The following is a 26,187-nucleotide window of genomic DNA, read 5'->3' on the forward strand; positions in this document are numbered from 1 at the left end:
CGCCGCTGGCCCGGCACCTAGCGTGGTAAGGGTTTGCCCGCCGTTTCTCTGGCGCGAAGCACCGTCAGGAAGGTGATCAGCGCAGCGCCCATCACATACCACGCCGGGGAAAACGGGTTGCCGGTTGTCGCGATCAGATACGCCGAAAACCAGGGCGTAATGCCGCCGAAAAACGCCACCGCCAGATTCCAGGCTATCGCCATTCCGCCAAAGCGCACGCGCGTGGGGAACAGCTCCGCCATTGCCGCATTGCTCGCCCCGTCAAACGCCGCAATACATACGCCCAGAATGACCATCGCCAGCACCGCAGAGGCCATATCGCCCCGCGCCATCAGCACCATCGCGGGCCAGGAAAAAAGGATAAGCCCGGCGCATCCCGCCAGCATCAGCGGTTTACGCCCCACCCGATCCGACAGACAGCCCATCAGCGGCACCAGCACAGCAATGGCAAACAGCCCCATCGTGGTGATGGCGTAGGCGCTGAGGCGCGAATGGGCCATTTCGCTGACCAGATAATGGGGAATAAAGGTCTGAAGCGACCAGTGGCCGACGGCCTTGACCAGCACAAACCCGGTGCAGAACAGCAGCGGCGCTCTGGCCTGAGTCACCACCGATTTAATCGGCGAGGCGTCGGTGCTGCCGCTTCTCAGCGCGTCGAGGAACTCAGGGGTGTCCTGCAGCCGGGTTCGCAGATAGAGCCCCACCAGCCCGAGCGGCGCGGCAAGCAGAAACGGAATGCGCCAGCCCCAGTCGGCCATCGCCCGCTCCCCCAGCCAGGCGGTGAGCAGAAACACCAGCCCGGAGCCGGCAACAAACGCCATAAAGCCGAAGCTATCCACCCAGCAGGTAAAGTAGCCCCGGCGGTGCGCGGGGGCATACTCGGCGAGAAACGCGGTGGCGCCTGCGCTCTCGCCCCCGGCAGCAAACCCCTGCACCAGCCGGGTGAGCACCAGCAGCAGCGTGGCGGTCACGCCCAGCTGCGAATAGCCGGGCAACAGCCCCATCACAAAGGTGGCGCCGGAGGTGAGCAGAATAACCGTCGCCAGTACCTTCTGCCTGCCGATGCGATCCCCGAGCGAGCCGAAATAGAGCCCGCCGAACGGACGCATAATGAAGCCCGCGCCAAACACCGCGAACGATGACAGCAGGGCCATCGTCGGGTTTTCAGCGTGGAAGAAATGCAGGCCGATAATGCCCGCCAGGGTGCCGTAAAGGCCAAAGTCGAACCACTCGACGAAATGCCCCGTTCCGGTGGCGAGCAGAACCTTGCGCAGGTGACGCACGGGATGCCCGCTAGCGACGCTTGTTGGGCATCATGCGCAGCAGCGTGTTGTCTTTCCAGAAATAGTGATGGGCCAGGGCGGCGAAGGCGTGAATGCCGATCAGGAAATAGCCCAGGTTCGCCAGAAAACCGTGCCACTCCTTGAGCATATCGACGCGGTCAAAATTGGCTTCGGCGGCGTGCGGCATCACCATGCCGAAGGAGTACCAGTCGTTACCGCGGTAGTACATCATCGTCAGGCCGATAATCGGCAGCGCAATAAACAGCAGATACACCAGCAGATGCCCTAGGTGAGACAGCCCGGTAATCATCGCCTTCGGTTTGGGCTGGATCGGCGGGGCCGGATATTTCAGGCGCACCAGCAGGCGCGCCACCATCAGCACCAGAATCGAGATCCCGCAGGAGACGTGGATCATATTGATAAGCGGACGGTCGGTGCGCGGGAAAAAGCCCCTGAACTCCATGGCGCAATAGGCCACAATGACCAACAGAAACACCAGCCAGTGAATGCCAATTTGCAGGCCCGTATATTTTGTACGCATAGGATTTTCCGAGTAAAAACGTGTATCGCGTCAACATAACCAGCTTTCCTTAAAAATTCATTAACTTTTCTGCGCGGTTTTTCAATTGCTTCCCTGCGCATGAAGCATCTTCAATTGCCTGTGCGGGCGTCATGGTCTAAGCCTGGATGAGTTCACCCTGTCGCTTCGACAGCAAACCAGGAGATAACCATGAGTAAAATTGGTATTAACGGATTTGGTCGCATAGGACGCCTTGTACTGCGCCGCCTTCTTGAAACCCAGGACAGCAACACCGTGGTCGCCATTAACGATCTCACTTCGCCGAAGGTGCTGGCCTATTTGCTCAAACACGACTCTAACTATGGCGGCTTCCCGTGGAGCGTGGATTTCACGGAAGATTCGCTGATTGTCGACGGTAAATCCATTTCGGTTTACGCCGAAAAAGAGGCGAAGCACATTCCGTGGAAAGCCGCGGGCGTGGATCTGGTCGTGGAATGCACCGGTTTTTATACCTCTGAAGAGAAATCAAAAGCCCACCTTGAGGCTGGCGCGAAAAAAGTGCTGATTTCTGCCCCCGCGGGTGAGATGAAAACCATTGTGTTCAACGTCAACGACGACACCATTGACGCCAGCGACACCATTATTTCCGTGGCGTCCTGCACCACCAACTGCCTGGCACCGCTGGCAAAAGCCCTGAACGACGCCTTCGGGATTAAGGTCGGCACCATGACCACCATTCACGCCTACACCGGCACTCAGGCGCTGGTCGACGGCCCGCGCGGCAAAGATCTGCGCGCCTCGCGCGCGGCGGCGGAAAACATCATTCCGCACACCACCGGGGCGGCAAAGGCCATCGGGCTGGTGATCCCGGCGCTGAGCGGCAAGCTGAAAGGCCACGCCCAGCGCGTGCCGGTCAAAACCGGCTCGGTGACCGAACTGGTGTCGATTCTGGATAAAAAGGTCACCGTCGAAGAGATCCACCAGGCGCTGAAACAGGCCACGGCGAACAACGAGTCGTTCGGCTACACCGACGAAGAGATTGTCTCGTCGGACGTGATCGGCTCGCATTTTGGCTCGGTGTTTGACGCCACCCAAACCGAAGTGACCGATGCAGGGGATGTGCAGCTGGTGAAAACCGTCGCCTGGTACGATAACGAGTATGGGTTTGTGACGCAGCTGGTGCGGACGCTGGATAAATACGCGGCGCTGTAAATGGGATCCCCTCTCCCCTTCGGGAAGAGGGATCCCGAGATAACCATGTTCGCACGTTACAATCCCCTCTCCCCTCCGGGGAGAGGGTTAGGGTGAGGGGAACAAACCACTCGGATCATCATTCCCCTCACCGCCCACGGCTCGTGCGAGATATTTTTTACGACTGCAAATACACCACCTGGGTTTGCAGATACTCGTTCAGGCCGTGTTTGCCGTCCGCTCCGCCAATCCCGGATTTACGCCAGCCCGCGTGGAAGCCCTGCATCGCTTCGAAGTTCTCGCGGTTGATGTAGGTTTCGCCGAACTTCAGCCCCTTAATCGCCTTCATCGCCACGTTCAAATCCTGGGTATAAATCGACGAGGTTAAGCCGTAGTCGCTGTCGTTCGCCATCTTCAACGCCTCTTCCAGGGTGTCGAAGACCACCACCGGGAGCACCGGGCCGAAGGTCTCTTCGTGCATGATGGCCATCTCCTGGCGCACGTCCAGCAGCAGCGTTGGCGGGTAGTAGTAGCCTTTGCCCTCAACCGCCTTGCCGCCCAGCACCACTTTCGCCCCCTCCTGCACCGCGCGGGCCACCTTCTGCTCGACGCGCTCCAGCGCCGCGGCGTTGATCAGCGGCCCCATCGCAATGTCCGTGCGCTCTGCCGGGTTGCCAAACTGCACCGCCTTCATCGCCTCGCCCAGACGGTTGACGAAACGGTCGTAAATCCCTTTTTGCACGTACACGCGCTCTGCGCAGTTACACACCTGCCCGGTGTTAATGACGCGGGAATCGACGATCGCTTTTACCGCCAGCTCCAGATCCGCATCGTCCATCACGATAGCCGGCGCTTTACCGCCCAGCTCCAGCCCCACTTTAGTGATGTTCTTCGCGGCGGCGGCCATGATTTTCTCACCCGCGCCCACGCTGCCGGTCATGCTGACCATCGCCACTTTCGGGTTGCCCGCCAGCTCCTGGCCGACGGTTTCGCCGCGCCCCAGCACCAGGTTAAACACCCCTTTCGGCAGGCCGATCGCGTCCACGATTTTGGCAAACGCGATGGCGTTGTTCGGGGTAAATTCGCTCGGTTTGATCACGATGGTATTCCCTGTCAGCAGCGCGGGCGAGAGCTTGCGGGCAATCAGGAAGAACGGAAAGTTCCACGGCAAAATGCCGGTCGTGACGCCCAGGGCACGCTTAAAGACCAGTATGTTCTCGCCCGGGCGGTCGCTCTGAATAATTTCGCCCTCGTAGCGGCGCGCCCACTCGGCCATGTAGTCGATGTAGTCGGCGGTGAAGGCCACTTCGACGTCCGCCAGCTGCTGGATTTTGCCGCCCTCGGCGACGATCAGGGCGCTGATTTCGCTGGCGCGCTCGCGGATCCCGGCGGCGATTTTACGCAGCCAGCCCGCGCGCTGGATCGCCGGAAGCGCTTCCCAGTCGGCCTGGGCGCGCTCGGCTGCCTCAATCGCCTTGCGCGCATCTTCCGCGCGACCGTCGGGGATGCGGGATATGACCTCTTCGGTAGCCGGGTTGATTACATCAATCCAGGCCTCGCCCTGCCAGGTAACAAACTGACCATCGATATACATAGGATGTTGTACGGGTACTGTCATGTCCTGCTCCTGTAATTGCACTGTTTTTAACAAGTAAATTTATTGTTAAAAACTACAATCGCAGGCGAGGTTGCCTACCCTATGGCGCTGTTTTTGTGAGATATCTCATAAAAGAATCGGGTCAGCCGCTTTTTGGCGTTACATCCCGGCAACATTATTTGCCCGTTTGCGCCAAAGCCTGCGCAAACGGGCAGCGGATCAAAGAAGTGAACGGCTGGTCAGGGCGTCGGTGAGGATAGCGTCGCCCCGGAGCACCTCCCACGCGGCGAGTACCTCAGCGGGAAATTCGACGTGATTAATGAAGTCGCGCCCGGCGGGGCCGTATCCGTTCACGTCGTCGTACAGGCGCGGCAGCTCGCCCAGCACCAGCGACAGATAGCGATCGACGGGCCACAGCCCTTCTCCGCCGCCGCTAAATACCAGCCCCTTATCGCTGTTTTGCAATTCAGGGATGACGCCCGGATGGGCTATCCACCGGGGCGAAACGCGCTCGTCGCGGCACACCCGGGCAAAGGTCGCCACGGTTCGCCGCTGCATAGTGGCGTCCTGCACCACCAGCACGCGCTCTGCCCGAGCGTGGCGCTGCTTCATCATGTTCCAGCTAAAGCGGGCATTTTCCCCGCAGTTGGTGGACTGATCCTCTACCCAGACGTGCTGCTCCGGGATTTGCCAGAACTGGCGCGCCACGTCGGCGAGAATGCTCGCCTCCGCTCTGCCCGCCGTCGCGATGGGGTGATAGCGCGGATGTTGGGCAACGGCGGCATAAAGGTAGCCCGTGGAGTGGCCGATACCGCCGCTTATCAGCAGCGGAACCTGTTGTGTTGAGGCGAAACGGCAGGCGGCGTCGATGGTCGGGATCACCGCATTTCCCGCCAGCACGACAAAATCGATGTTCTGTGCCGCTTCGCCCGCGCCGAGATCGTCCTGCGCCAGCCAGTGACCCACGGTGTTCACGGCGGCGAGGGTGACGTCCGGCAAACTCGGAAAGTTAGCCTGGGTCATAGTGTTCTCCTTAGCCTGTACTCTTCAGGATAGCCTTTTTTACCCGACGACACAGAGGCGCACTCTGAAAGCCAGGACACGAAAAACGCGCGCTTTTCGTCATCTTTCTGAAATAACCAGAAACATCCAAAAATCGGCGGGTTGCACCTGCATTTTATGCTTTTAATGCCTGACCGCACAAAACATCATGCCACTCATCGCACCCAGAAAAGCACCCACCGCTGCTTATTTCAGCGTGATCTGACCAGTCCCGCCCCCCGACCGCTTGCCAAAATCAACATCCAACCCTAAGTTGCTTAACAATTTCACAACCTTTTACATTTCGCAGGTTGCACCTGAAGCGCGCCGGGTGACACCTCTTTCATCATCTACGTGGCGGGGTTAATTGGCATGACACAACATGAAAGTACGACGACGGTATTACGAAAAAACAAGAAGGTGCTCATTGCGAGCCTCACCGGCAGCGCGATTGAATGGTTTGACTATTTTCTCTATGGCACCGCCGCCGCGCTGGTGTTTAACAAGATTTTCTTCCCGATGGTCGACCCGGTCATTGGTTTGATTCTCTCCTATCTGTCGTTCTCGTTAACCTTTTTCATCCGGCCTATTGGCGGGGTACTCTTCGCCCACATCGGGGACCGTATCGGGCGCAAAAAAACGCTGGTGTTAACCCTGTCGCTGATGGGGGGTGCAACCGTCATGATTGGCCTGCTGCCGACCTATGACATGATTGGGATGTGGGCGCCCGCCCTGCTGATCCTGATGCGCGTGATCCAGGGCATGGGGATCGGCGGCGAATGGGGCGGCGCGCTGCTGCTGGCCTATGAATATGCGCCGGAAAAACGCAAAGGCTTCTTCGGCAGCATTCCGCAGGCGGGCGTGACCATCGGGATGCTGATGGCGACCTTTATCGTGTCGCTGATGACCCTGTTCAGCGAGGAGGATTTCCTCTCCTGGGGCTGGCGCATTCCGTTCCTGTTGAGCTCCGTGCTGGTGCTGCTTGGCCTGTGGATCCGTAAGGACATCGACGAAACGCCTGATTTTAAAAAGGTGAAAAAATCCGGCCAGGTTGCCAAAGCCCCGCTGCGCGATACCCTCAAACACCACTGGCGCGAAGTGCTGATCGCCGCCGGGCTGAAGGTGGTGGAAACCGCGCCGTTCTATATCTTCTCGACCTTTGTGGTGAGCTACGCCACCACCACCCTCGCCTACCAGAAATCCCAGGCGCTGGAGGCGGTGACCCTCGGCGCGCTGGTGGCAACGATTATGATCCCGCTGATGGGGCTGCTGTCCGACAAAGTCGGCCGCCAGCGGATGTACGCCGTGAGCGTGTTTGTGCTCGGCCTGTTTATCGTGCCGTGGTTTATGCTGCTCAACACCGGCACCACGTGGGGGATTGTCCTTGCCACGGTGATTGCCTTCGGGGTGCTGTGGGCGCCGGTCACCGCGGTACTCGGTACCCTGTGCTCTGAAATTTTCAGCGCCAACGTGCGCTACACCGGGATCACGCTGGGGTATCAGCTGGGCGCCGCGCTGGCTGGCGGCACCGCGCCGCTTATCGCCACCGGCCTGCTGGCGAAGTACGACGGCGACTGGGTTCCGGTGGCCTGGTATCTGGCGGTCACCGTGGCGATTTCGCTGGTCGCCATCTTCTGCGCCAGCCGCGTGAAGCGCACGCCCGCGCTACACGCGCAGCCAAACGAACGCTAAACGCTTCGCGACCCGTCCCCCGGGTCGCGCTTTTTTCCATACCATTGTGCTAAACACCTGGTTAACATGCATAATCATATTCGCTTGAATTATCATTTGCGTCAGACTTAGAATCATTAGCCGTCTAACTATTCAACTTTTCCAAAGGTAACCGACGTTATGCGCCTGCCTCAACGCGATCCTTATGCTCCTCGCGAGTGGCAGCCACACGAGAAACCCGCCCTGCTGGGTTCTCCCTCAACGCCGATCCACAGCACGCCCAAGCGTATCGCCTATGGCGTAGTGGGTTTACTGGTCTGCCTGACCGGGGCGCTGGGCAACGCGGTGGTCACCGCCAACCTGCAAAACTTACAGGGGACCTTTGCGGCCTGGTCTACCGAAATCGCCTGGCTGCCCGCCGTGTACGTGATGACCAACGTCTCCATCAACCTGCTGCTGGTGAAGTTCCGCCAGCAGTACGGTCTGCGCGCCTTTACCGAAGGGTTTTTGGTGCTGTATGTGCTGGTGACCTTTTTCCACCTGTTTGTGAACGATCTCAGCTCCGCCCTGATGGTGCGCGCCGCCCACGGTATGGTGGCGGCGGCGCTAAGCTCGCTGGGGATTTACTACCAAATCCAGGCCTGGCCCGCGAAACACCGCCTCAAAGCGCTGACGATTGGCATTACCGGCTCGTCGCTCGCCATCCCCCTCGCCCGCCTGTTCTCCACCGAACTGCTCCAGCTTGACGAGTGGCGCGGGCTGTACTTCTTTGAGCTTGGCCTGGCGCTGGTGTCGCTGGCCTGCGTGATGGCGCTGAAGCTGCCGCCGGGCGATCGGCGAAAAGTGTTTGAGAAGAAAGATTTCGTCACCTTTATCCTGCTCGCGCCGGGCATGGCGCTGCTGTGCGCGGTGCTGTCGCTGGGCCGCCTGGACTGGTGGTTTGAAGCGCCGTGGATCGGCTGGTCGCTGGCGCTTTCGCTGGTGCTGATTGTGACTGCCATCGTCTTTGAACATAACCGCGCCAACCCCCTGCTCAACACCCGCTGGCTGTCGAGCGGCAGTATTGTCCGGCTGGGGCTGATCATGCTGCTGATCCGCATTGTGCTGGCGGAGCAGAACACCGGGGTCATCGGCTGGCTGCAGTACGTCGGCCTGCAAAACGAGCAGATGACCCACCTGGCGTGGTCGATTTTTGCCGGGATCGTCTGCGGCATTACCGCAAGCTGCCTGACGATTAAGCCGACGAAGCTCGCCTGGCCGATTATCACCTCGCTGGTGCTGATGATTGTCGCCTCGCTGCTCGACAGCCAGTCGAACAACCTGACCCGCCCCGACCAGCTGATGATAAGCCAGTTCCTGCTCGGCTTTGGCAGCGCCTTCTTCCTGGCGCCGGCAATGCTGGCGGGCATCGGCGGCGTGATTGCCGACCCGCGCAACCTGGTCAGCTTCTCGGTGCTGTTTGGCATGAGCCAGAACATCGGCGGCCTGCTCGGCTCCGCCATTCTCGGCACCTTCCAGACCTGGCGCGAAAAGTACCACTCCAGCCTGCTGGCGGAGCAGCTCACCACGCTTAATCCGCTGGTGAATGACCGGATCCAGGCCTACAGCCAGATGTACAAAAGCCTGATCGGCGACAGCGCGCTCCTCGGCACGCAGGCCGTCACCCAGCTGCAAACGGTCAGCAGCCTTGAGGCCACGATTCTGGCCTACAACGATACGTATTTACTCACCGCCAGCATCGCCACCGCCACGCTGGTGTGGATTTTGTGGCGCTTGCTGCGCCTGCGCATCACCGCCCGTATGGCCCTGAAGAACGCCACCGGCAATAAATAAATGAGGGATTTCGACAAATGAAGGTTTGGGAGACGCTATGAGTCAGCAGGACGCCGCCAAAGAGCAGGCCAACACCCGCAAAAACGTGCGCATTGTTTCCGTTTTTACCGCCGCGGCAATCGGCATTGTCGGGGTGCTGGTGATCCTCTACGCCTGGCAGCTGCCGCCCTTTACCCGCGACGCGCAGTTCACCGACAACGCCTACGTGCGCGGTCAGACGACCTTTATCAGCCCGCAGGTTAACGGCTATATCACCGAGGTTAAGGTGCAGGATTTCGCGCAGGTCAAAAAAGGCGACCTGCTGCTGCAAATCGACGACCGGATTTACCGCCAGCGGGTGCATCAGGCCGAGGCGCAGCTGGCGATGAAAATTGCCGCCCTCAACAACAACCTGCAGCAGCGAAAAAGCGCCGAGGCGGTGATTTTGCGTAACGACGCGGCGCTGAAAAACGCCCGCGCCCAGAGCCTGAAAACCCAGGCAGACCTGAAGCGCGTGAAGGATTTGACCGCCGACGGCTCCCTGTCCATCCGCGAGCGCGACGCCGCCCTCGCCAGCGCCGCCCAGGGCAGCGCGGATATCGAGCAGGCGAAAGCGACGCTTGAGATGTCGCGTCAGGATCTGCAAACCGTGATTGTGAACCGCGGCGCGCTGGAGGCGGACGTGGACAATGCCAAAGCCGCCCTCGAGCTGGCGCAGATCGACCTGCAAAACACCCGCATTCTGGCACCGCGCGACGGTCAGCTCGGGCAGATCGCCGTGCGTCTGGGCGCCTACGTTACCGCCGGAACGCACCTGACGACCCTGGTGCCGCCGCAGCACTGGGTGATCGCCAATATCAAAGAGACCCAGCTGGCAAACCTGCGCGTCGGCCAGCCGGTGAAGTTCACCGTCGATGCCTTAAACGACAAAGCCTACCAGGGGCGCGTGGAGAGCATCTCCCCGGCGACAGGTGTGGAGTTCAGCGCCATCACCCCGGACAACGCCACCGGGAACTTTGTGAAAATCGCCCAGCGTATTCCGGTGCGCATTGAAGTGCTCGGCAAGCCGGAAGAGTCCGCCCTGCTGCGGCCGGGCATGTCCGTGCAGGTGACCATCGACACCGCGGAGGCGAAGCCATGATCCTCCGCCCGATGGCGGCGGCGCTGCTTGCCGCGCTGCTGGCAGGCTGCCAGTCCGTTGACGTTGCCCCCGCCAGCCCTTCGCTGCAGATCCCGGCGCAGTGGCGCGCCGCAACCGGCCCGGCCAGCCCGGCAGAGCAGCTCTGGTGGCGGTATTTTCACGACAGCGATCTGAACCGCTACGTTGATCAGGCGCTGAAAAACAACAGCGACGTGCTCATCGCCCGGGAGCGCGTTAATGAATACCAGGCCCGGGTCTACGCCGCAAACGGCAGCCTGTTCCCGTCGCTGGACGCGGGCGTGACCGGAACGCGCGCCCGGGCCCAGTCCGCCGCGACCGGGCTTCCTGTTTACAGCACGCTGTACAAAGGCAGCCTGACGGCGAGCTACGACGTGGATATCTGGGGCGTAAACCGCAATACCGCGAACGCCGCAGAAGCCTCTCTTGAGGCGCAAAAGGCCGCCGCTGCCGCCGCCGATTTGACCGTGGCATCCTCGGTGGCCTCGGGGTACGTTACCCTGCTTTCGCTGGACGAACAGCTTCGCGTCACGCAGTCGACGCTTAAGTCCCGCGAAGAGGCGTTTAACCTGGCACAGCGGCAGTTCCAGACCGGCTACAGCTCGCGCCTCGAACTGATGCAGTCGGATTCCGAGCTGCGCTCAACGCGGGCGCAGGTTCCCGTTTTGCAGCACCAGATCGCCCAGCAGGAAAACGCGCTCAGCCTGCTGCTGGGGAGCAATCCCGGCAGCGTCGCGCGCAGCGCCAGCTTCGATACCCTCACGCCGCTGAAGCTCCCTTCTCAGCTGCCCTCGACGCTGCTTAACCGACGCCCGGACGTTGCACAGGCGGAACGGCAGCTGATTGCCGCCGACGCCACGCTCGCCGCGTCCCGCGCCAGCCTGCTGCCGTCGATCAACCTGACCGCGGGCGGATCGATACAGGATCCGGCGCTGCACGGTTTGCTGGATAACCCGCTTCAGCTCTGGAGCGTGGGCGGCAGCATTCTTGCCCCGCTGCTGAACCGCCAGGCGCTGAACGCGCAGGTGGATATTTCCCAGTCCCAGCGCAATCAGGCGCTTTATAGCTATGAGAAAACGGTGCGCAACGCCTTCGGCGAGGTCAACGACAGCCTGGACGCCATCGCGCGCTATCAGGAGCAGCTCGCGGAGCTGCTGGCGCAGCAGGACGTCGCGCAGGAGACTCTGCGGATCGCGCAAAACCGCTACCGCAACGGCTACTCTTCCTATCTTGATGTGCTGGACGCGCAGCGAACGCTGTTCTCGGTGCAAACCAGCGTGGTGCAGGTGAAAAATAATCTGCTGCTGGCGCAAATTGATTTGTACAAGGCGCTTGGCGGCGGTTGGGTCAGCGCCTGAAACAGGCCGGGCGGCGCGCCTGTGATGCGCACCCGGCGATAACCCCAAGGAGTCAATCTATGCAACAACAATGGTCTGCCGTAGATAATTACATGATTTCCCAGCTTATCCCCCAGGATGACGTGCTCCAGAAGGTTCTTGAAAATAATAAGCTCGCCGGGCTGCCCGAGCATGACGTCGCCGCCAACCAGGGGCAGCTGCTGGCGCTTTTCGTGCGCATGACCCAGGCCCGCCGCGTGCTTGAAATCGGCACCCTGGGGGCGTACAGCTCCATCTGGATGGCGCGCGCGCTGCCCGCCGACGGGGAGTTAATCACCCTGGAAGCCGACCCGGTACACGCCGGGGTGGCGCGTAAAAACATTCAGCTTGCGGGGCTCACGGAACGCATCACGCTTATTGAAGGCCCGGCGCTGCGCTCACTCGAACAGCTAGGCGAGGTGCCTGCGTTCGATTTGATTTTTATCGATGCCGATAAGCCGAACAACCCCGGCTATCTTGAGTGGGCGCTGCACTACTCCCGCCCCGGCACGCTGATCGTTGGCGATAACGTGGTGCGCGACGGCGAAGTGATTAACGGCCAGAGCGACGACGCGCGGGTTCAGGGCGTGCGCCGGTTTATCGAGATGATTGGGGATAACCCGCGTCTGACGGCAACGGCGCTGCAAACGGTGGGGATCAAAGGGTGGGATGGGTTTACGCTGGCAATAGTGAACAGGTGAATTTGATCCCCTCTCCCCCCGGGAGAGGGTCAGGGTGAGGGGAACATGCGGCTCTGGCGGTCATTCCGTTCACCTTACGTTCCCTGCTTCTCTGTTACCACAATACTTGTGAACGTGTCAGGGAGGCTCGCCGCCGCCTCCCTGACCAACCTGGCTCCCGGCAAGAAAATCGTCGCTTCGCGATGCCCTCAGCTTATTCCTCCAGGCTTTCGGGTCGGGCACCAGCCTGCATCCATGCAGGCTATGCCCTCTCGGCGCGTCCCTGCGCCTCGCCCCGGCCTTACGGAAACGCTTCGGCGATTTTCGGCCGGAACAGGGTGTCGCTGTAGCATCTGTAGTTATTGATAAACAGCTATCGCTTCACGAGAAACGAATTGCTGGCGCTCAATCAATACAAGCTGATTAAAATCAAAAAGTTAAAGTGAGATCTGTTCCATTGCCTGCAAAATACGCTTATCCGAAATCGGATACGGCGTCCCAAGCTGCTGGGCGAAGAAGCTCACGCGCAGCTCCTCGATCATCCAGCGGATCGCCTGCACGTCCTCATCGTCACGGCGCGCTGGCGGCAGCTTATTGAGCCACTGCTGCCACGCCTGCTGCACGCTTTCCACTTTCAGCATCTGCGCGCGATCCCGGTGCGGATCCACCGCCAGCTTCTCAAGGCGTTTTTCAATCGCCTGGAGGTAGCGCAGCGTATCGCCCAGACGCTTAAAGCCGTTGCCGGTGACAAAGCCGCGATACACCAGCCCCGCCATCTGCGCTTTAACGTCCGACAGCCCCAGCGCCATGGTCATATCCACGCGCCCTTTCAGGCGTTTGTTGATATTGAATACCGCGGTCAGGATCTGCTCGACCTGTTTGGCGATCTCCACCACCGTGTCGTTCAGCTCGGCGCGCACCTTCTCGTGCAGCTTCGCAAAGCCCTCTTCCGTCCAGACCGGGCCGCCCGCTTCATCGATAAGCTTGTCCACGCCGCAGGCGATACAGTCGTCGATAAGCTCCAGCACTTTGCCGTAAGGGTTGAAGTACAGCCCCAGCTTGGCCTTGTTCGGCAGCTTCTCGTGCAGATATTTAATCGGCGACGGAATGTTCAGCAGCAGCAGGCGGCGCAGGCCGCGCCACATCATCTGCTGCTGTTCCTGCGGGTTATCAAACAGTTTGATGGACACGCTGTCGCGCTCGTCCACCAGCGCAGGCCAGGCCTTCACCTTGTAGTTGCCGCGCTTCTGCTCGTAGCTTTCCGGAAGCTGTCCAAAGCTCCAGATATGCAGCCCGCTCTGTTCGATACCGTCGTCGGCCACCGCTGAGAGGGTTTCCTGAACTTTACCTTTTAGCGCCTCTTTCAGCTCCGTCAGGGAGCGGCCTTCCAGCAGCTTTTTGTTTTTATCATCCACCACGCGGAAGCTGATTTTCAGGTGATCGGGCACCTGATCCCAGTTCCAGTCATCGCGGTCAATCGTGGTGCCGGTCATGCGGCGGAACTCGCGTTCCAGCGCATCCAGCAGCGGCAGCTCCAGCGGCGTGACGCGGCCTAAAAACGCCTCGGCGTAGTTCGGGGCAGGCACAAAGTTGCGGCGCACCGGTTTCGGCAGCGATTTAATCAGCGCAATCACCAGCTCGCGGCGCAGGCCGGGGATTTGCCACTCAAAGCCGCTCTCCTCCACCTGATTGAGCAGCGGCAGCGGGATGTGAACCGTCACGCCATCGGCGTCAGTTCCCGGCTCAAACTGATAGGTCAGGCGCAGCTTGAGGTTGCCCTGATGCCAGAAGTTCGGGTAGTCGAGCTTGCTGACCTGCTCCGCGCCCTCTTTGATCAGCATGCTCTTTTCGAAGTTGAGCAGGTCGGGCGTTTCTTTTCCGACTTTTTTCCACCAGCTGTCGAAGTGGCGGGCGGAAATCACGTCGTGGCTGATGCGCTGGTCGTAAAACTCGAACAGCGCCTCGTCGTCCACCAGGATGTCGCGGCGACGGGTTTTATGCTCAAGCTCTTCCACTTCGGCGCGCAGCTTAAGGTTTTCGCGGAAGAACGCGTGGCGGGTCTGCCAGTCGCCCTCCACCAGCGCATGGCGGATAAACAGCTCGCGGCTCAGGGCAGGATCGATCTGGCTGTAGTTGACCTTACGCGCCGCCACGACCGGCAGGCCGTAGACGGTCACTTTTTCCGTCGCCATCACCGCGCCCTGCGCCCGCTCCCAGTGCGGTTCACTGTACGAGCGTTTCAGCAGGTGCTGGGCAACCGGCTCCACCCACTCCGGATCGATGCGGGCGGCAATGCGCCCCCACAGGCGGCTGGTTTCGACAAGCTCGGCCACCATCGTCCACTTCGGCGGCTTCTTGAATAAACCGGAACCCGGGAAGATAGAGAAACGGGCGTTGCGCGCGCCGGTAAATTCCTGCTTGTCGGCGTCTTTCATCCCGATATGGGACAGCAGGCCGGTCAGCAGCGCGATATGAATTTCGCGGTATTCCGCCGGCTCGCTGTTCACCGGGATCCCCAGCTCTTTCACCACCTGACGCAGCTGGGTGTAGATATCCTGCCACTCGCGCACGCGCAGATAGTTGAGGAAATCCACCCGGCACTGGCGGCGGAACTGGTTGGACGACAGCGCCTTCTGCTGCTCGCCGAGGTAGTTCCACAGGTTCACAAAGGCGAGGAAGTCCGACTCTTTATCGTGGAAGCGGCGGTGCTTCTCGTCGGACGCCTGCTGTTTGTCCATCGGACGCTCGCGCGGATCCTGAATAGAAAGCGCCGAGGTAATGATCATCGCCTCGCGCACGCAGCCGTGCTTTTGCGCCTCCAGCACCATACGCGCCAGACGCGGGTCAACCGGCAGCTGGCTGAGCTGGCGCCCCATCGGGGTCAGCTTGTAGGCGGTGGCCTGCTCGTCGGTGGTGATGGCGCCCAGCTCTTCCAGCAGGCGCACGCCGTCCTGAATGTTGCGCTTGTCCGGCGCTTCTACAAACGGGAACGCGGCGATATCGCCCAGCCCCAGCGCGGTCATTTGCAGGATAACGGACGCCAGGTTGGTACGCAGAATTTCCGGGTCGGTAAATTCCGGGCGCGACAGGAAATCGTCTTCCGAATACAGACGAATGCAGATACCTTCCGACACGCGTCCGCAGCGGCCCTTACGCTGGTTCGCCGAGGCCTGAGAAACGGGCTCAATCGGCAGGCGCTGCACTTTGGTGCGGTAGCTGTAGCGGCTGATACGCGCCGTGCCCGGGTCAATCACGTATTTAATGCCCGGCACCGTCAGCGAGGTTTCCGCCACGTTGGTCGCCAGCACGATACGCCGCCCGCTGTGCGCCTGGAAGACGCGGTTCTGTTCGCTGTTCGACAGGCGCGCGTAGAGCGGCAAAATCTCGGTGTGGCGCAGGTCGCGTTTGCTGAGCGCGTCGGCGGTATCGCGAATTTCGCGCTCGCCGCTCATGAAGATCAGGATGTCGCCCGGGCTTTCGTTACCCAGTTCGTCAACCGCGTCGAAAATCGCCTGCAGCTGGTCGCGCTCGGTGTCGTCCGCCTCTTCGACAATCGGGCGATAGCGCACTTCTACCGGGAAGGTGCGTCCGGAAACTTCGATAATCGGCGCGTTGTTGAAGTGGCGCGAGAAGCGTTCCGGATCGATGGTAGCGGAGGTAATGATGATTTTCAGATCGGGACGGCGCGGCAGCAGCTCGCGCAGATACCCGAGCAGGAAATCGATGTTCAGGCTGCGCTCGTGCGCTTCATCGATAATGATGGTGTCGTACTGCATCAGCAGCCTGTCCTGCTGGATTTCCGCCAGCAGAATACCGTCGGTCATCAGCTTAACCATGGTGTTATCGCTGACGTGGTCGCTAAATCGCACCTTGTAACCGATGCAGCCGCCCGGCTCCGTTTGCAGCTCTTCGGCAATACGGTTGGCAACGGTACGCGCCGCCAGACGACGCGGCTGGGTATGGCCGATCAGCCCCTTCAGGCCGCGCCCCAGCTCCATACAGATTTTCGGTAGCTGGGTGGTTTTACCTGAGCCGGTTTCCCCGGCCACGATCACCACCTGGTTATCGCGAATGGCGTTGAAGATTTCCTGTTTTTTCTGGCTAACGGGCAGATTTTCCGGGTAGGTAATCGCCGGGCGCGCCGCTTCACGCAGCACGACTTTCCCTGCCGCCTGTTCAATCTCTTTCGCCATCTCCTGGAAAATGGCCTGTTGTGCATCAGGATTTTTAACCTTCTTTACCCCGTGCAGACGGCGCGCAAAACGCTGTTTATCGCGCAGCATCACCGTATCAAGCTGCTTCAGGAGCATCGGGAAGGAGAATTTTGATTGTTCTGTCATAGCGTTAATGGGCAGTGCTCTGCCGGGTAAAATCTCATTTTAATGATTGATATAGAGTACCACATCGCGGCTTTCGCCGCCTTATTCAAAAATTTCGAACATAGAATTCGATATATTGCGCTATCCCTGCGACAGGATTGTGAATAGAGTGTCAACAAGCAACGGGGCAACCCCCTTCAATCAAATACAAAACAGGAATTACCGATGAGCAAAGTATTAGTTTTGAAATCCAGTATTCTGGCAGGGTACTCTCAGTCTGGTCAGCTGTCCGACTATTTCGTTGAACAGTGGCGCGAACAGCACCCGGCGGACGAAATCACCGTGCGTGACCTGGCCGCTAACCCGATCCCTGTGCTGGACGGCGAGCTGGTTGGCGCGCTGCGTCCTAGCGATGCACCGCTGAGCCCGCGTCAGCAGGAAGCGCTGTCCCTGTCCGACGAGCTGATTGCTGAACTGCAGGCGCACGACGTTATCGTGATCAACGCCCCAATGTACAACTTCAATATCCCGACTCAGCTGAAAAATTACTTTGACCTGGTAGCCCGCGCTGGCGTCACCTTCCGCTACACCGAAAGCGGCCCGGAAGGTCTGGTGAAAGGTAAACGTGCCGTAGTGCTGACCAGCCGCGGCGGCATCCATAAAGATACCGCAACTGACCTGGTTACGCCGTACCTGACCGTGTTCCTGGGCTTCATCGGCATCACCGACGTGAACTTCGTGTTCGCAGAAGGTATCGCTTACGGTCCAGAAGTCGCGACCAAAGCGCAGTCTGACGCGAAAGCCGCTATCGACGGTTTCGTTGCAGCCTAAGATTTCCCCCTCTCACCGCCCGGTGGGAGGGTTTTTCTTTTCCCCGCATTTCGTTATCATCCGCTCCCACTCTCCAGCCGGGCAGCCTGATGTCTGTTATTGTCGATACCTTTATTGCCCCACCCTGCGACGCGCAGATTGAGATCCTGTTTCAGGACGACCACCTGGCGCTCATCAACAAACCGTCCGGTTTACTGAGTTTGTCGGGCAAAAATCCGCAAAACCTCGATTCGGTACATCATCGTCTGGTGAAGATTTTCCCCGGCTGCACGCTGGTGCATCGCCTGGATTTCGGCACGTCCGGGTTAATGCTGGTGGCGCTTAACAAAGCGATCAACGCCGCGATATGCCGCCAGTTTAGCCAGCGCAGCGTGAAGAAGGCCTACAGCGCCCTGCTTTGCGGGCATCTCGATAACAACGAAGGGATCATCGACGCGCCGATTGGCAGCGATCCGGCGCTGTTTCCGCGGGTGTCGATATGTGACGTTACCGGCAAGCCCGCCCGCTCCCGATATCGGGTCGTTGAGCGGTTTATTCAAGACAATGGCCTGCCGCTTACCCGGGTTGAGCTGACCCCGGAAACCGGGCGCACCCATCAGCTGCGCATTCACTGCCAGCATCTGGGGCACCCTATTTTAGGCTGTGATTTGTACGGCGGGCTGACGTTGCCCGGAACCGGACACACCCCGCGGCTGATGCTGCACGCCAGCGGGCTGGATTTTGTTCATCCGGTGAGCGGTGAGGAAGTGAAAGCGCGGAGCGCCGCGCCTTTTTAAGCGCGATTTACCACATCAAATCATCAGGGATCTTGAAGTCCGCATACGGATCGTCTTCGTCTTCCGCTTCCTGACTCAATGCGCTGTTAAGCACAATGCTCTCGGCATCGCGCTGGGCAATTTTATCCGCCACCACCGCCGGGATAATTGCGTACTGGCAGTCGCCGCTGGCGTTAATCACCAGGCGGGCAATCGCCAGACGGCCGTTGATCAGCTGCGCCTGCGTCTGCTTATCCACTTCAATCTTTTTGATGAGATTGCCGTCGGTGAAGTTGAAGGTGATGTTGCCTTTGGACACGGTGATGCGGTTCATTTCAATCAGCTGCTTCACCTGCGCCTTAAACTCTTTGGCTAACACCGCCTGCTTTTGCTGCTCGCTCAGCTGCTTGTCGCGCTCGATCTGGGCCTTTTTGTTCTCTTCAACCGCCTCTCTCGCCTCGCGAGCCTGCACGCGTGATTTCTTCGCCGTGCGCTGGACTTTCGCCATCTTCTTGCTGGTCACTAAGCCCGCTTTCAGCATCTGCTCTTGTAGGGTGAGTTTTGTCATGTTCGTGTCTAAACCGATAAGAAATTTTAGGGATTATACCTGGATTTGAGCGGTTCATGAAGATAGCTCATGTTGCATTGAAATTAAGTCACTTCCCCTTCGCCGCCGGCTCAGTCATAAAGGAGTCATTGATAACTTCTTAGCAACATGAACTTAGGATACATAACCAAAATGAGTCAGTCTTTTACATTTACCCTTAAGCGCAGTTGCTTCGATGAGCACTACAACCCTTCTGAGAACACGCGCACCACCACCAATTTTGCCAACCTGGCGCGCGGGGAAAAGCGTCAGGAAAACCTGCGCAATACGCTGGTGATGATGAATAACCGCTTCAACGCCCTTGCGCGTTGGGATAATCCTAAAGCCGATCGCTACGCGGTTGAGCTTGAAATTATTTCCGTTGATATGCACGTCGGCAACGGCAAAAGCTTCCCGGCGATTGAAATTCTGCAGCCGACGATTGTCGACAAAAAAACTGACGAGCGCATCGAGGGCATCGTCGGGAATAATTTCTCGTCCTACATTCGCGATTACGATTTCAGCGTGTTGCTGCCGGAACATAATAAAGACCGCGCCGACTTCAGCATTCCGGACAATTTCGGCGAGCTGCACGGCAATATTTTTAAGTATTTCCTGCAATCCGATGCGTATAAGCGCCATTTTAAAAAGCAGCCGGTTATCTGCCTGAGCGTCTCCAGCAAGGACACCTACCGCCGCACCGGCAACACCCATCCGGTGCTGGGCATTGAGTATCAGCCGGACGGCTCGTCGCTGACCGAGCAGTACTTCGGCAAAATGGGGCTGAAGGTGCGCTATTTCATGCCTGAATACAGCGTGGCCCCTTTCGCCTTTTATTATTCCGGCGATCTGCTGGCGGATTATACGAACCTGGAGCTGATTGCGACCATCAGCACCATGGAGACATTCCAGAAAATCTATCGCCCGGAAATTTACAACGCGAATTTCACTGCCGGCCAATTTTATCAGCCGGATTTAAACCAGCAGGATCATTCGTTAACCAAAATTGTTTACGACCGCGAAGAGCGTAGCCAGCTTGCCGTTCAGCAGGGCAAGTTCACGCAGGAACACTTTATTCAGCCCTGTAAACAGCTTCTTGAGCAGTGGTCTCATAACTTCTCGCTTTAATTATTTGCACATAAAGGTCTTTAATAATGAAAACATTGCTCCCGACATCCACCGCTGGCAGCCTGCCGAAACCCACCTGGCTTGCGCAGCCCGAAACGCTCTGGTCCCCGTGGAAACTGCAGGACCAGGAGCTGCTGGCGGGTAAACAGGACGCGCTACGCCTCTCGCTGGACGAGCAGATCCGCGCGGGGATTGATATCGTCAGCGACGGCGAACAGACCCGCCAGCACTTTGTCACCACCTTTATTGAGCACCTGAGCGGCGTTGATTTTGAAAACCGCCAGACGGTGCGCATTCGTAACCGCTACGACGCCAGCGTGCCGACGGTGGTGGACGCCGTGGCGCGACAAAAGCCGGTCTTCGTGGACGACGCAAAGTATCTGCGCCAGCTGACGGATAAGCCGATCAAATGGGCGCTGCCGGGGCCGATGACCATGATCGACACCCTCTACGACACGCACTACAAAAGCCGCGAAAAGCTGGCGTGGGAGTTCGCCAAAATCCTGAACCAGGAAGCACGCGAGCTGGAAGCTGCGGGCGTCGATATTATTCAGTTCGATGAGCCGGCCTTTAACGTCTTCTTTGATGAGGTGAACGACTGGGGCATCGCCGCGCTGGAACGCGCCATCGAAGGGCTGAAATGCGAAACCGCGGTGCATATCTGCTACGGCTACGGCATCAAGGCCAACACCGACTGGAAAAAGACGCTGGGCTCCGAGTGGCGTCAGTACGAAGAGGCCTTCCCGAAGTTGCAGACCTCAAACATCGACATCATTTCGCTGGAGTGCCACAACTCGCGCGTGCCGATGGATCTGCTGGAGCTGATTCGCGGTAAAAAAGTGATGGCAGGCGCCATCGACGTGGCTACCAACGCCGTGGAAACGCCGGAAGAAGTGGCGGATACCCTGCGCAAGGCGCTGCAGTTTGTCGACGCCGATAAGCTTTACCCGTCCACCAACTGCGGAATGGCCCCGCTCTCCCGCCAGGTTGCCCAGGGCAAGCTGAAGGCCCTGTCGGCAGGCGCTGAGATCATCCGCGGCGAACTGCGCCGCTAACTCCCCGCAGAATTCGGTACCTGCCAGTAGAGCGGCGTACCGAATTGTTCCACGTAGTGATCGATCGCCGCCCTGACGTTAAGGGGCGGATGCCGGGTGTTCGGGTAGATCGCCGCAATGCTCTGAGGCTCCGTGTGGATAGAGCAGTCATAGTCCGGCATCAGCGCCACCAGCTCGCCGCGCTGCAATCGTTCACTCACCAGCCAGTCGGGGAAAAGCACAATCCCCATCCCGCCCAGCGCGGCTACCAGCAGCGTTTCCGCATTATTCGACGTCATGAGCGGCGTGACGGGATAGTGAACCCAGGCGCTGCCCGGCTGCCTGACCAGCCAGCGGTTCGGCCCGTATGCTCCCCGATAGACCAGGCACTTGTGGGCGTGAAGATCGTCCGGACGCTCGGGCGCGCCAAATTTGCGCAGGTACTCCGGCGACGCGGCCAGATAGTAGCGCTGCTCGCCGAAAACGCGGGCGTGAAACGCCGAGTCCGTCAGGGTGCCGATGCGAAAGATCAGATCGGCGGCGTCCCGGTGCGGATCGATAAAATCATCGGTCAGCACCAGCTCTATGCTGAGCCGGGGATAGCGCGCGGATAGCCCGGCCAGCCCGGGGGCGATGTGGCGCTGCCCGAAGAACACCGGGCCGTTGATGCGCAGGGTTCCCGAAGGTTCGCTCGCCCGCTCGTCCAGCTCCCGCCGCGCCTCCTCCAGGCTGCCCGCCATCGCCCGGGCGTAACGTACAAAAAGATGGCCGCTCTCCGTCGGGATAATCGCGCGCGTGTTGCGGTAAAAAAGCTGCTGGCCGAGCGCGTCCTCCAGCTGATGGATCACCCGAGAGACCTGCGAGGCGGAAATCCCCTCCCGCCTCGCCACCACGGAAAAGTTCTGCGCTTCATAGACCGCAATGAAGATCGCCAGCGAGCGGATGCTGATGTTTTCGGCATCGTACATTAATGCATTTCCTGCAAAGGTGTTTCCTGCATTATGGCATTTTTCTCAATGGTGTTCAGGCGTAGTCTTCCTCACCTTAAAAATAAGAGAGTGAGTGCTATGCAGCTGATTTTGATTTTACTGGTAATCGCGGGCGGTATGGGGCTGTCCGTTGAGGCCGGCCTGCTCGGGCCATTGGGCGGGAAAGTGGGTGATTTGTGGGCCACGTTCAGCATCTTCGGCGTCGGCACCGCGCTGACGTTTTTGCTGATGCTCTTTTTCAGCCCGCGCAACAGCCCGTCGTTTTTCGCGCAGCCCGCCTGGCAGCTGCTCGGCGGCGTGCTGGGCCCGGTTTACGTGGTCATTCTGACCATCGCCACCCCGGCGATCGGCATCGCCATGACCATGATTGGCATTCTGGCGGGCCAGGTCTTTAAAAGCCTGATCATCGACCACTACGGCCTGCTGGGAACGCCCCACAGGCGCATTGACGTTAAACGCATTATCGCGCTGGTGTTCATCATTGCCGCGCTGATTCTGGTTGCACAGGGGTAAAAACATGACCGTGATAATGATTATTCTGGCGCTGATCGGCGGCGCAACCCTGAGCGTGCAGGCGGCGATAAACGGGCAGCTCGGCAGCCGGGTTGGGGTATTTAAAAGCGCGTTTCTGACCTTCTCGGTCGGGGCGCTGGTCACCGCGCTGCTGATTTTTTTCTTTGAGCCCAAACAGGCTTACACGCTGATGGACGTTCCTAAATGGCAGCTTCTCGGGGCCCTGTGCGGCGTGCCGTACATCGTGATTATGGTGCTCGCGGTACAGCGTATCGGCACGGCGGTGGCCACGGTGGCGGTGATTCTGGGCCAGCTCGCCATGAGTATGCTGATTGATAATTTTGGCTGGCTGGGCAACCCGGCGATCCCCTTTTCCACCAGCCGGCTCGCGGCCATCGCCTGCCTGGGCATTGCGCTGTTTTTCATCTACTCCAGCAGCAAACCCAGCGCAAACAAGGCCTGATTGACCTCTGAGAGGGATTTTAGGGTTAACCTTAAGGCAAACCGTCGCCTCATCGTCCAGGCTTATCCTTTTGATGAATAAGGATGCTCCGCGATGAGGCGATTTTTTATGTCACTTTTCTCAAGCCCTGAATCACTTTTGCAGGTCATGAGCCACCAGGAAATTATTGAAGCCGTCGAGGATGGCGATCGCATTATCATCGACCAGGACGGCAGCGCCTCGGTGAACTATAAAAGCAACGAGGTGCGGCAGGATTTTCTGCGCCATGTTAACGCGCTAAAGAGGGCGTAATATGGGAACCGCGATTTTTATGGTGCTGATGGTGTGCGGCTACTGGTACACCAGCCGCGACCTCTCCACCCGCTTCAAAATCAAGCGCTCGTTCGGCTGGGACGTCTATTTTCTGGTGGCACTGTACGGCTGTATTTTCGTTCTGCAGGGCGTGATTGCCACCGGCCTGCTCTGGCTGCTGCTGTTGATCCTTTCCACCACCGATAACACTTTCCACATCACCTCGCAGAAATACGCCGACTGGCAAATGGACTTCATGAACTGGAGCTTTCTCGGCATCCAGGCGCCCGTCGTGGTGATGCTGGCCTTCGCCATTCTGTTTTGTCTGTACCGCTCTAACTGGGCGGGCAGCGCCCGGCTGGACGGCGAAGGACGCAAGAAGCTCTACAAGCGCCTCGCGCAGTCGAGCGGGATTGAGCAGCTGCTCTATCAGTGCATGGAGCAAGGCGAGCTGGCGCTGGTCACGCTGCGATCCCGACGAATTTATGTGGGGATGATCCATACCGCCACCCTTGAATATGAGAAGACGGCCAACATCGTGCTGATCCCGATGCTCAGCGGCTACCGGGACGAAAAGACGATGAACCTGCGCATCGAAAATAACTACAGTAAATGGTATGACGAGCACGACGTTACCCTTGATTCGGATCCCCGCAGCGCGATGGATTTCAGAAAGGTGATTATGCTCAACCAGATCGAGAGCCTGTCGCTGTTCGACCCGGCCAGCGCAAGCGCGCTGTCAATGGCGCAGGAAGAGGAAGGCCTTTAGTGATGTTCCTGCCTTTCGCAATGGGATATATTTAACGACTTTCTTTTTTAGCAGGTAACCACAGCAATGGCTCTGATCCCGAAAAACTACGCGCGGCTGGAAAGCGGCTATCGTGAAAAAGCACTGAAAATTTACCCGTGGGTGTGCGGACGCTGCTCGCGGGAGTTTGTCTATTCGAACCTGCGTGAATTAACGGTTCACCATATCGATCACGACCATACCAACAACCCGGAAGACGGCAGCAACTGGGAACTGCTGTGCCTGTTTTGCCACGACCACGAGCACTCCAAATACACCGAGGCCGACCAGTACGGCACCACCGTGGTGGCCGGGGAAGACGCGCAGAAGGATGTGGGCGAAGCGACCTATAACCCGTTCGCGGATTTAAAGGCGATGCTGAACAAGAAGAAGTGAATTTTGCGCAACTGCCCTGCGCGCTGCATGGGCAGTTGCGAACCCGTCACCCTGCCGATTTCGGTCTCAAATTCTCATCAAACACCAGCCGTTTTCTGCCCGGCTCTTCTTCGCGCAGCGGCTCGACCTGATGCATAGTCTGCTTACAGCGCTCCACCAGCACCTGGTACTCTCGTGTGCCCTGCTTTTTCCATTCGATTTCCTGGGCGCTTAGCTCGCGGATCGCCTTCGCCGGGCTGCCGATAATCAAATGGTTTGCGGGCATTTCCGCTTTTGCCTTCACAAACGCCGCCGCGCCGACGATGCTGTTTTCGCCGATCGTCGCGCCGTCCATCACCACGGCGTTCATGCCCACCAGCGCGTTGCGGCGGATAACGCAGCCGTGCAGGATGGCGCTGTGGCCGATATGCCCGTCCTCCTCCACCACCGTGTCCTGCTCCGGGAAGCCATGCATCACGCAGTTATCCTGGATGTTGGCACCGTCTTTCACCACGATACGGCCAAAGTCGCCGCGCAGGCTGGCGTTTGGGCCAACGTAGACCCCTTTGCCCAGGATCACATCGCCAATCAGCACCGCGGTCGGGTGTACGTAACTCTCTTCCGGCACAACCGGGGTCAGGCCGTCAATTTGATAAACAGGCATACCTTCTCCTTATGCGATATTCAGGCCACCAAAGCGCTGGTAATAGAGCGTGCCGGGCACGGGCAGTTCGCCTACGGAGGTTTCCCCTTTCTCGCTGACAAACGCCAGCGCCCCCGGCGCCACGCGCTGGTAGATGTTGATGCACAGCTGCCTTGCGCTCTGTCCGGCCCAGTGCGCCGGGAGTAGCTCCTCGGGCAGCAGCGGATCTTTGAGCACAACGCGACGATAAAAATGGATCAGCAGCAGCTGAATGTGGAAGCAGCGTTCCGGCGTGAGATCGCCCGGCTCGGCCTCTTTCAGCAGCGGCAGCAGCGGGCGGAACGAGTCGATAAAGGTTTCGTACATGGCGTTTTGCTCGGTTAGCTGCCAGCACTCTTCCACCCGGGAGCGCAGCGCGGCGCGGGAGAGCGCCAGCGGAGAGTGCGCTTCGAAGAAGATGACGTTTTCGGCAACGCCCGCGTCGTGGAGCAGCGACTGCACGTCCGCCAGATGCTGCGACGGCGAGGCCATCAGGCTCGGCGCAAGGGTACCGAACCCCTGCCAGATCAGCTGTTTCTTTACGTCCGCGAGCGTGGTTTTGTCCAGCCCTTCGGACAGCAGCAGCAGCCATTTGCCGTCCCAGGCCGGCAGCTCCGCGCGGTAGATTTTGCTTTCCGCGCGGCGGGTCAGGCGCAGCCCTTTATCGCTGAGCCGATAGAAGCTGCGGCGGCCAATGCGCGACACGTCGAGCCAGCCCTCTTTGTTGAGGCGAAACAGCGCGGTACGCACGAAGCGCTCGCCAAAGCCCATCCCTTCAAGCAGCGCCGCCAGGCTTCCGAGCCAGATTTCGCCGCCGCGATGGGAAAGCGCATCGCCGTATAGCGAGGAGATAAGGGATGTTCCGCTGATGGGTACAGAGCTGACAGCGTGCTGGATAAAAGCATCAAGTTTATTCATGTGATTCATTCTGTTGTGATTTTTTTACTTGATGAATCATAGCATAGTTTCAACGCGCATTTTTTTCCTCTCATCACACCCTCGCGGGCAATGCGAGGGACGCTTTATCACGTTTATCGCGATGAAGGTTTTTCATCAAAATCAGCGCGTCCAGCGAGGCCTTTTTTCCGGCCGAAAATCGCCGAA

The 26,187-nt window shown here is 59.1% G+C and carries 24 protein-coding genes; 15 read left to right on the plus strand and 9 right to left on the minus strand.

The annotated features are described in order from the left end of the window. Nucleotides 1-17: 17 nt before the first annotated feature. Together AB6V08_RS13435 and cybB are read right to left on the minus strand one after the other, a co-directional pair. On the minus strand, nucleotides 18-1,283 hold the full coding sequence (locus tag AB6V08_RS13435) for an MFS transporter (protein ID WP_368543348.1): 1,266 nt from the start codon (nucleotides 1,281-1,283) through the stop codon (nucleotides 18-20). Nucleotides 1,284-1,293: 10 nt separating this feature from the next. Further along, nucleotides 1,294-1,824, minus strand: a complete 531-nt coding sequence (gene cybB / locus AB6V08_RS13440) for a cytochrome b561 (RefSeq protein WP_368543350.1) — start codon at nucleotides 1,822-1,824, stop codon at nucleotides 1,294-1,296. A gap of 189 nt (nucleotides 1,825-2,013) precedes the next feature. On the opposite strand from cybB, the gene gap reads away from it, so the two are divergent. Beyond that, nucleotides 2,014-3,015 carry a type I glyceraldehyde-3-phosphate dehydrogenase gene (gap, locus tag AB6V08_RS13445; protein WP_368543352.1) on the plus strand — a complete coding sequence of 334 codons (1,002 nt, stop codon included), beginning with the start codon at nucleotides 2,014-2,016 and terminating at the stop codon, nucleotides 3,013-3,015. A 157-nt stretch (nucleotides 3,016-3,172) separates the two neighbouring features. Here gap and aldA read toward each other — a convergent pair whose 3' ends face one another. Then, nucleotides 3,173-4,612 carry an aldehyde dehydrogenase gene (gene aldA, locus AB6V08_RS13450; protein ID WP_368543354.1) on the minus strand — a complete coding sequence of 480 codons (1,440 nt, stop codon included), beginning with the start codon at nucleotides 4,610-4,612 and terminating at the stop codon, nucleotides 3,173-3,175. 198 nt (nucleotides 4,613-4,810) lie between these two features. Then, nucleotides 4,811-5,614 (minus strand): YdcF family protein, encoded by an 804-nt coding sequence (locus tag AB6V08_RS13455; RefSeq protein ID WP_368543356.1) that lies wholly within the window; start codon nucleotides 5,612-5,614, stop codon nucleotides 4,811-4,813. A gap of 390 nt (nucleotides 5,615-6,004) precedes the next feature. Between AB6V08_RS13455 and AB6V08_RS13460 the strand changes: the two genes are divergently transcribed. From AB6V08_RS13460 to AB6V08_RS13480, 5 genes are all read left to right on the plus strand, one after another. Beyond that, nucleotides 6,005-7,324, plus strand: a complete 1,320-nt coding sequence (locus tag AB6V08_RS13460) for an MFS transporter (RefSeq protein WP_368543358.1) — start codon at nucleotides 6,005-6,007, stop codon at nucleotides 7,322-7,324. Nucleotides 7,325-7,483: 159 nt separating this feature from the next. Then, entirely contained in the window at nucleotides 7,484-9,136 is a 1,653-nt protein-coding gene (locus AB6V08_RS13465) for an MFS transporter (protein WP_439649883.1), read from the plus strand. 37 nt (nucleotides 9,137-9,173) lie between these two features. Next, nucleotides 9,174-10,256, plus strand: a complete 1,083-nt coding sequence (locus AB6V08_RS13470) for an HlyD family secretion protein (protein ID WP_368543360.1) — start codon at nucleotides 9,174-9,176, stop codon at nucleotides 10,254-10,256. Beyond that, nucleotides 10,253-11,632: an efflux transporter outer membrane subunit gene (locus AB6V08_RS13475; RefSeq protein WP_368543361.1), complete on the plus strand. Its 1,380-nt coding sequence runs from the start codon at nucleotides 10,253-10,255 to the stop codon at nucleotides 11,630-11,632. Before AB6V08_RS13470 ends, AB6V08_RS13475 begins: the two co-directional genes overlap by 4 nt. 59 nt (nucleotides 11,633-11,691) lie before the next feature. Next, on the plus strand, nucleotides 11,692-12,351 hold the full coding sequence (locus AB6V08_RS13480) for an O-methyltransferase (protein WP_368543362.1): 660 nt from the start codon (nucleotides 11,692-11,694) through the stop codon (nucleotides 12,349-12,351). A 416-nt stretch (nucleotides 12,352-12,767) separates the two neighbouring features. On the opposite strand, the gene hrpA is transcribed toward AB6V08_RS13480, so the two are convergent. Then, complete coding sequence (hrpA, locus tag AB6V08_RS13485) at nucleotides 12,768-16,670, minus strand: ATP-dependent RNA helicase HrpA (RefSeq protein ID WP_368543363.1); 3,903 nt, start codon at nucleotides 16,668-16,670, stop codon at nucleotides 12,768-12,770. A gap of 204 nt (nucleotides 16,671-16,874) precedes the next feature. Between hrpA and azoR the strand changes: the two genes are divergently transcribed. Together azoR and AB6V08_RS13495 are read left to right on the plus strand one after the other, a co-directional pair. After that, nucleotides 16,875-17,480: an FMN-dependent NADH-azoreductase gene (azoR, locus tag AB6V08_RS13490; RefSeq protein WP_368543364.1), complete on the plus strand. Its 606-nt coding sequence runs from the start codon at nucleotides 16,875-16,877 to the stop codon at nucleotides 17,478-17,480. An 89-nt stretch (nucleotides 17,481-17,569) separates the two neighbouring features. Next, a complete protein-coding gene (locus tag AB6V08_RS13495) occupies nucleotides 17,570-18,256 on the plus strand; it encodes an RluA family pseudouridine synthase (protein WP_368543365.1) in 687 nt (228 codons plus the stop codon). Between the two features lie 7 nt (nucleotides 18,257-18,263). On the opposite strand, the gene AB6V08_RS13500 is transcribed toward AB6V08_RS13495, so the two are convergent. Beyond that, nucleotides 18,264-18,803 (minus strand): DUF2058 domain-containing protein, encoded by a 540-nt coding sequence (locus AB6V08_RS13500; protein ID WP_368543366.1) that lies wholly within the window; start codon nucleotides 18,801-18,803, stop codon nucleotides 18,264-18,266. 171 nt (nucleotides 18,804-18,974) lie between these two features. Between AB6V08_RS13500 and AB6V08_RS13505 the strand changes: the two genes are divergently transcribed. Beyond that, nucleotides 18,975-19,949 (plus strand): DUF1852 domain-containing protein, encoded by a 975-nt coding sequence (locus tag AB6V08_RS13505; RefSeq protein ID WP_368543367.1) that lies wholly within the window; start codon nucleotides 18,975-18,977, stop codon nucleotides 19,947-19,949. Between the two features lie 26 nt (nucleotides 19,950-19,975). Further along, nucleotides 19,976-21,004: a methionine synthase gene (locus AB6V08_RS13510; protein WP_368543368.1), complete on the plus strand. Its 1,029-nt coding sequence runs from the start codon at nucleotides 19,976-19,978 to the stop codon at nucleotides 21,002-21,004. Here AB6V08_RS13510 and AB6V08_RS13515 read toward each other — a convergent pair. Beyond that, nucleotides 21,001-21,951 carry a LysR family transcriptional regulator gene (locus AB6V08_RS13515; protein WP_368543369.1) on the minus strand — a complete coding sequence of 317 codons (951 nt, stop codon included), beginning with the start codon at nucleotides 21,949-21,951 and terminating at the stop codon, nucleotides 21,001-21,003. The two genes, AB6V08_RS13510 and AB6V08_RS13515, sit on opposite strands and share 4 nt — an antisense overlap. Nucleotides 21,952-22,050: 99 nt before the next feature. On the opposite strand from AB6V08_RS13515, the gene AB6V08_RS13520 reads away from it, so the two are divergent. The 5 genes from AB6V08_RS13520 to yajD all read left to right on the plus strand — a co-directional run bounded on the left by AB6V08_RS13520 (nucleotide 22,051) and on the right by yajD (nucleotide 24,422). After that, a complete protein-coding gene (locus AB6V08_RS13520) occupies nucleotides 22,051-22,485 on the plus strand; it encodes a DMT family transporter (protein WP_368543370.1) in 435 nt (144 codons plus the stop codon). Between the two features lie 4 nt (nucleotides 22,486-22,489). Continuing rightward, nucleotides 22,490-22,948: a DMT family transporter gene (locus tag AB6V08_RS13525; protein WP_368543371.1), complete on the plus strand. Its 459-nt coding sequence runs from the start codon at nucleotides 22,490-22,492 to the stop codon at nucleotides 22,946-22,948. A gap of 93 nt (nucleotides 22,949-23,041) precedes the next feature. After that, complete coding sequence (locus AB6V08_RS13530) at nucleotides 23,042-23,239, plus strand: hypothetical protein (RefSeq protein ID WP_368543372.1); 198 nt, start codon at nucleotides 23,042-23,044, stop codon at nucleotides 23,237-23,239. 1 nt (nucleotide 23,240) lies between these two features. Continuing rightward, nucleotides 23,241-24,008 (plus strand): hypothetical protein, encoded by a 768-nt coding sequence (locus tag AB6V08_RS13535; protein WP_368543373.1) that lies wholly within the window; start codon nucleotides 23,241-23,243, stop codon nucleotides 24,006-24,008. A gap of 66 nt (nucleotides 24,009-24,074) precedes the next feature. Further along, on the plus strand, nucleotides 24,075-24,422 hold the full coding sequence (yajD, locus tag AB6V08_RS13540; RefSeq protein WP_014070216.1) for an HNH nuclease YajD: 348 nt from the start codon (nucleotides 24,075-24,077) through the stop codon (nucleotides 24,420-24,422). 46 nt (nucleotides 24,423-24,468) lie between these two features. On the opposite strand, the gene paaY is transcribed toward yajD, so the two are convergent. Continuing rightward, nucleotides 24,469-25,065, minus strand: coding sequence for a phenylacetic acid degradation protein PaaY (gene paaY, locus AB6V08_RS13545; RefSeq protein WP_368543374.1), 597 nt, complete (start codon nucleotides 25,063-25,065; stop codon nucleotides 24,469-24,471). A 9-nt stretch (nucleotides 25,066-25,074) separates the two neighbouring features. Continuing rightward, nucleotides 25,075-26,010 carry a phenylacetic acid degradation operon negative regulatory protein PaaX gene (gene paaX, locus AB6V08_RS13550; protein WP_368543375.1) on the minus strand — a complete coding sequence of 312 codons (936 nt, stop codon included), beginning with the start codon at nucleotides 26,008-26,010 and terminating at the stop codon, nucleotides 25,075-25,077. Nucleotides 26,011-26,187: the final 177 nt, after the last annotated feature.

The sequence above is a fragment of the Enterobacter soli genome (genome assembly GCF_964208575.1).
In the GTDB taxonomy this organism is placed as follows: domain Bacteria; phylum Pseudomonadota; class Gammaproteobacteria; order Enterobacterales; family Enterobacteriaceae; genus Enterobacter; species Enterobacter soli_A.

Coding starts and splice junctions, on each gene's coding strand:
- cybB (WP_368543350.1), bottom strand. CDS start 1,824: ATGCGTACAAAATATACGGGCCTGCAAATTGGCATTCACTGGCTGGTG.
- gap (WP_368543352.1), top strand. CDS start 2,014: ATGAGTAAAATTGGTATTAACGGATTTGGTCGCATAGGACGCCTTGTA.
- aldA (WP_368543354.1), bottom strand. CDS start 4,612: ATGACAGTACCCGTACAACATCCTATGTATATCGATGGTCAGTTTGTT.
- AB6V08_RS13455 (WP_368543356.1), bottom strand. CDS start 5,614: ATGACCCAGGCTAACTTTCCGAGTTTGCCGGACGTCACCCTCGCCGCC.
- AB6V08_RS13460 (WP_368543358.1), top strand. CDS start 6,005: ATGACACAACATGAAAGTACGACGACGGTATTACGAAAAAACAAGAAG.
- AB6V08_RS13465 (WP_439649883.1), top strand. CDS start 7,484: ATGCGCCTGCCTCAACGCGATCCTTATGCTCCTCGCGAGTGGCAGCCA.
- AB6V08_RS13470 (WP_368543360.1), top strand. CDS start 9,174: ATGAGTCAGCAGGACGCCGCCAAAGAGCAGGCCAACACCCGCAAAAAC.
- AB6V08_RS13475 (WP_368543361.1), top strand. CDS start 10,253: ATGATCCTCCGCCCGATGGCGGCGGCGCTGCTTGCCGCGCTGCTGGCA.
- AB6V08_RS13480 (WP_368543362.1), top strand. CDS start 11,692: ATGCAACAACAATGGTCTGCCGTAGATAATTACATGATTTCCCAGCTT.
- hrpA (WP_368543363.1), bottom strand. CDS start 16,670: ATGACAGAACAATCAAAATTCTCCTTCCCGATGCTCCTGAAGCAGCTT.
- azoR (WP_368543364.1), top strand. CDS start 16,875: ATGAGCAAAGTATTAGTTTTGAAATCCAGTATTCTGGCAGGGTACTCT.
- AB6V08_RS13495 (WP_368543365.1), top strand. CDS start 17,570: ATGTCTGTTATTGTCGATACCTTTATTGCCCCACCCTGCGACGCGCAG.
- AB6V08_RS13500 (WP_368543366.1), bottom strand. CDS start 18,803: ATGACAAAACTCACCCTACAAGAGCAGATGCTGAAAGCGGGCTTAGTG.
- AB6V08_RS13505 (WP_368543367.1), top strand. CDS start 18,975: ATGAGTCAGTCTTTTACATTTACCCTTAAGCGCAGTTGCTTCGATGAG.
- AB6V08_RS13510 (WP_368543368.1), top strand. CDS start 19,976: ATGAAAACATTGCTCCCGACATCCACCGCTGGCAGCCTGCCGAAACCC.
- AB6V08_RS13515 (WP_368543369.1), bottom strand. CDS start 21,951: ATGTACGATGCCGAAAACATCAGCATCCGCTCGCTGGCGATCTTCATT.
- AB6V08_RS13520 (WP_368543370.1), top strand. CDS start 22,051: ATGCAGCTGATTTTGATTTTACTGGTAATCGCGGGCGGTATGGGGCTG.
- AB6V08_RS13525 (WP_368543371.1), top strand. CDS start 22,490: ATGACCGTGATAATGATTATTCTGGCGCTGATCGGCGGCGCAACCCTG.
- AB6V08_RS13530 (WP_368543372.1), top strand. CDS start 23,042: ATGAGGCGATTTTTTATGTCACTTTTCTCAAGCCCTGAATCACTTTTG.
- AB6V08_RS13535 (WP_368543373.1), top strand. CDS start 23,241: ATGGGAACCGCGATTTTTATGGTGCTGATGGTGTGCGGCTACTGGTAC.
- yajD (WP_014070216.1), top strand. CDS start 24,075: ATGGCTCTGATCCCGAAAAACTACGCGCGGCTGGAAAGCGGCTATCGT.
- paaY (WP_368543374.1), bottom strand. CDS start 25,065: ATGCCTGTTTATCAAATTGACGGCCTGACCCCGGTTGTGCCGGAAGAG.
- paaX (WP_368543375.1), bottom strand. CDS start 26,010: ATGAATCACATGAATAAACTTGATGCTTTTATCCAGCACGCTGTCAGC.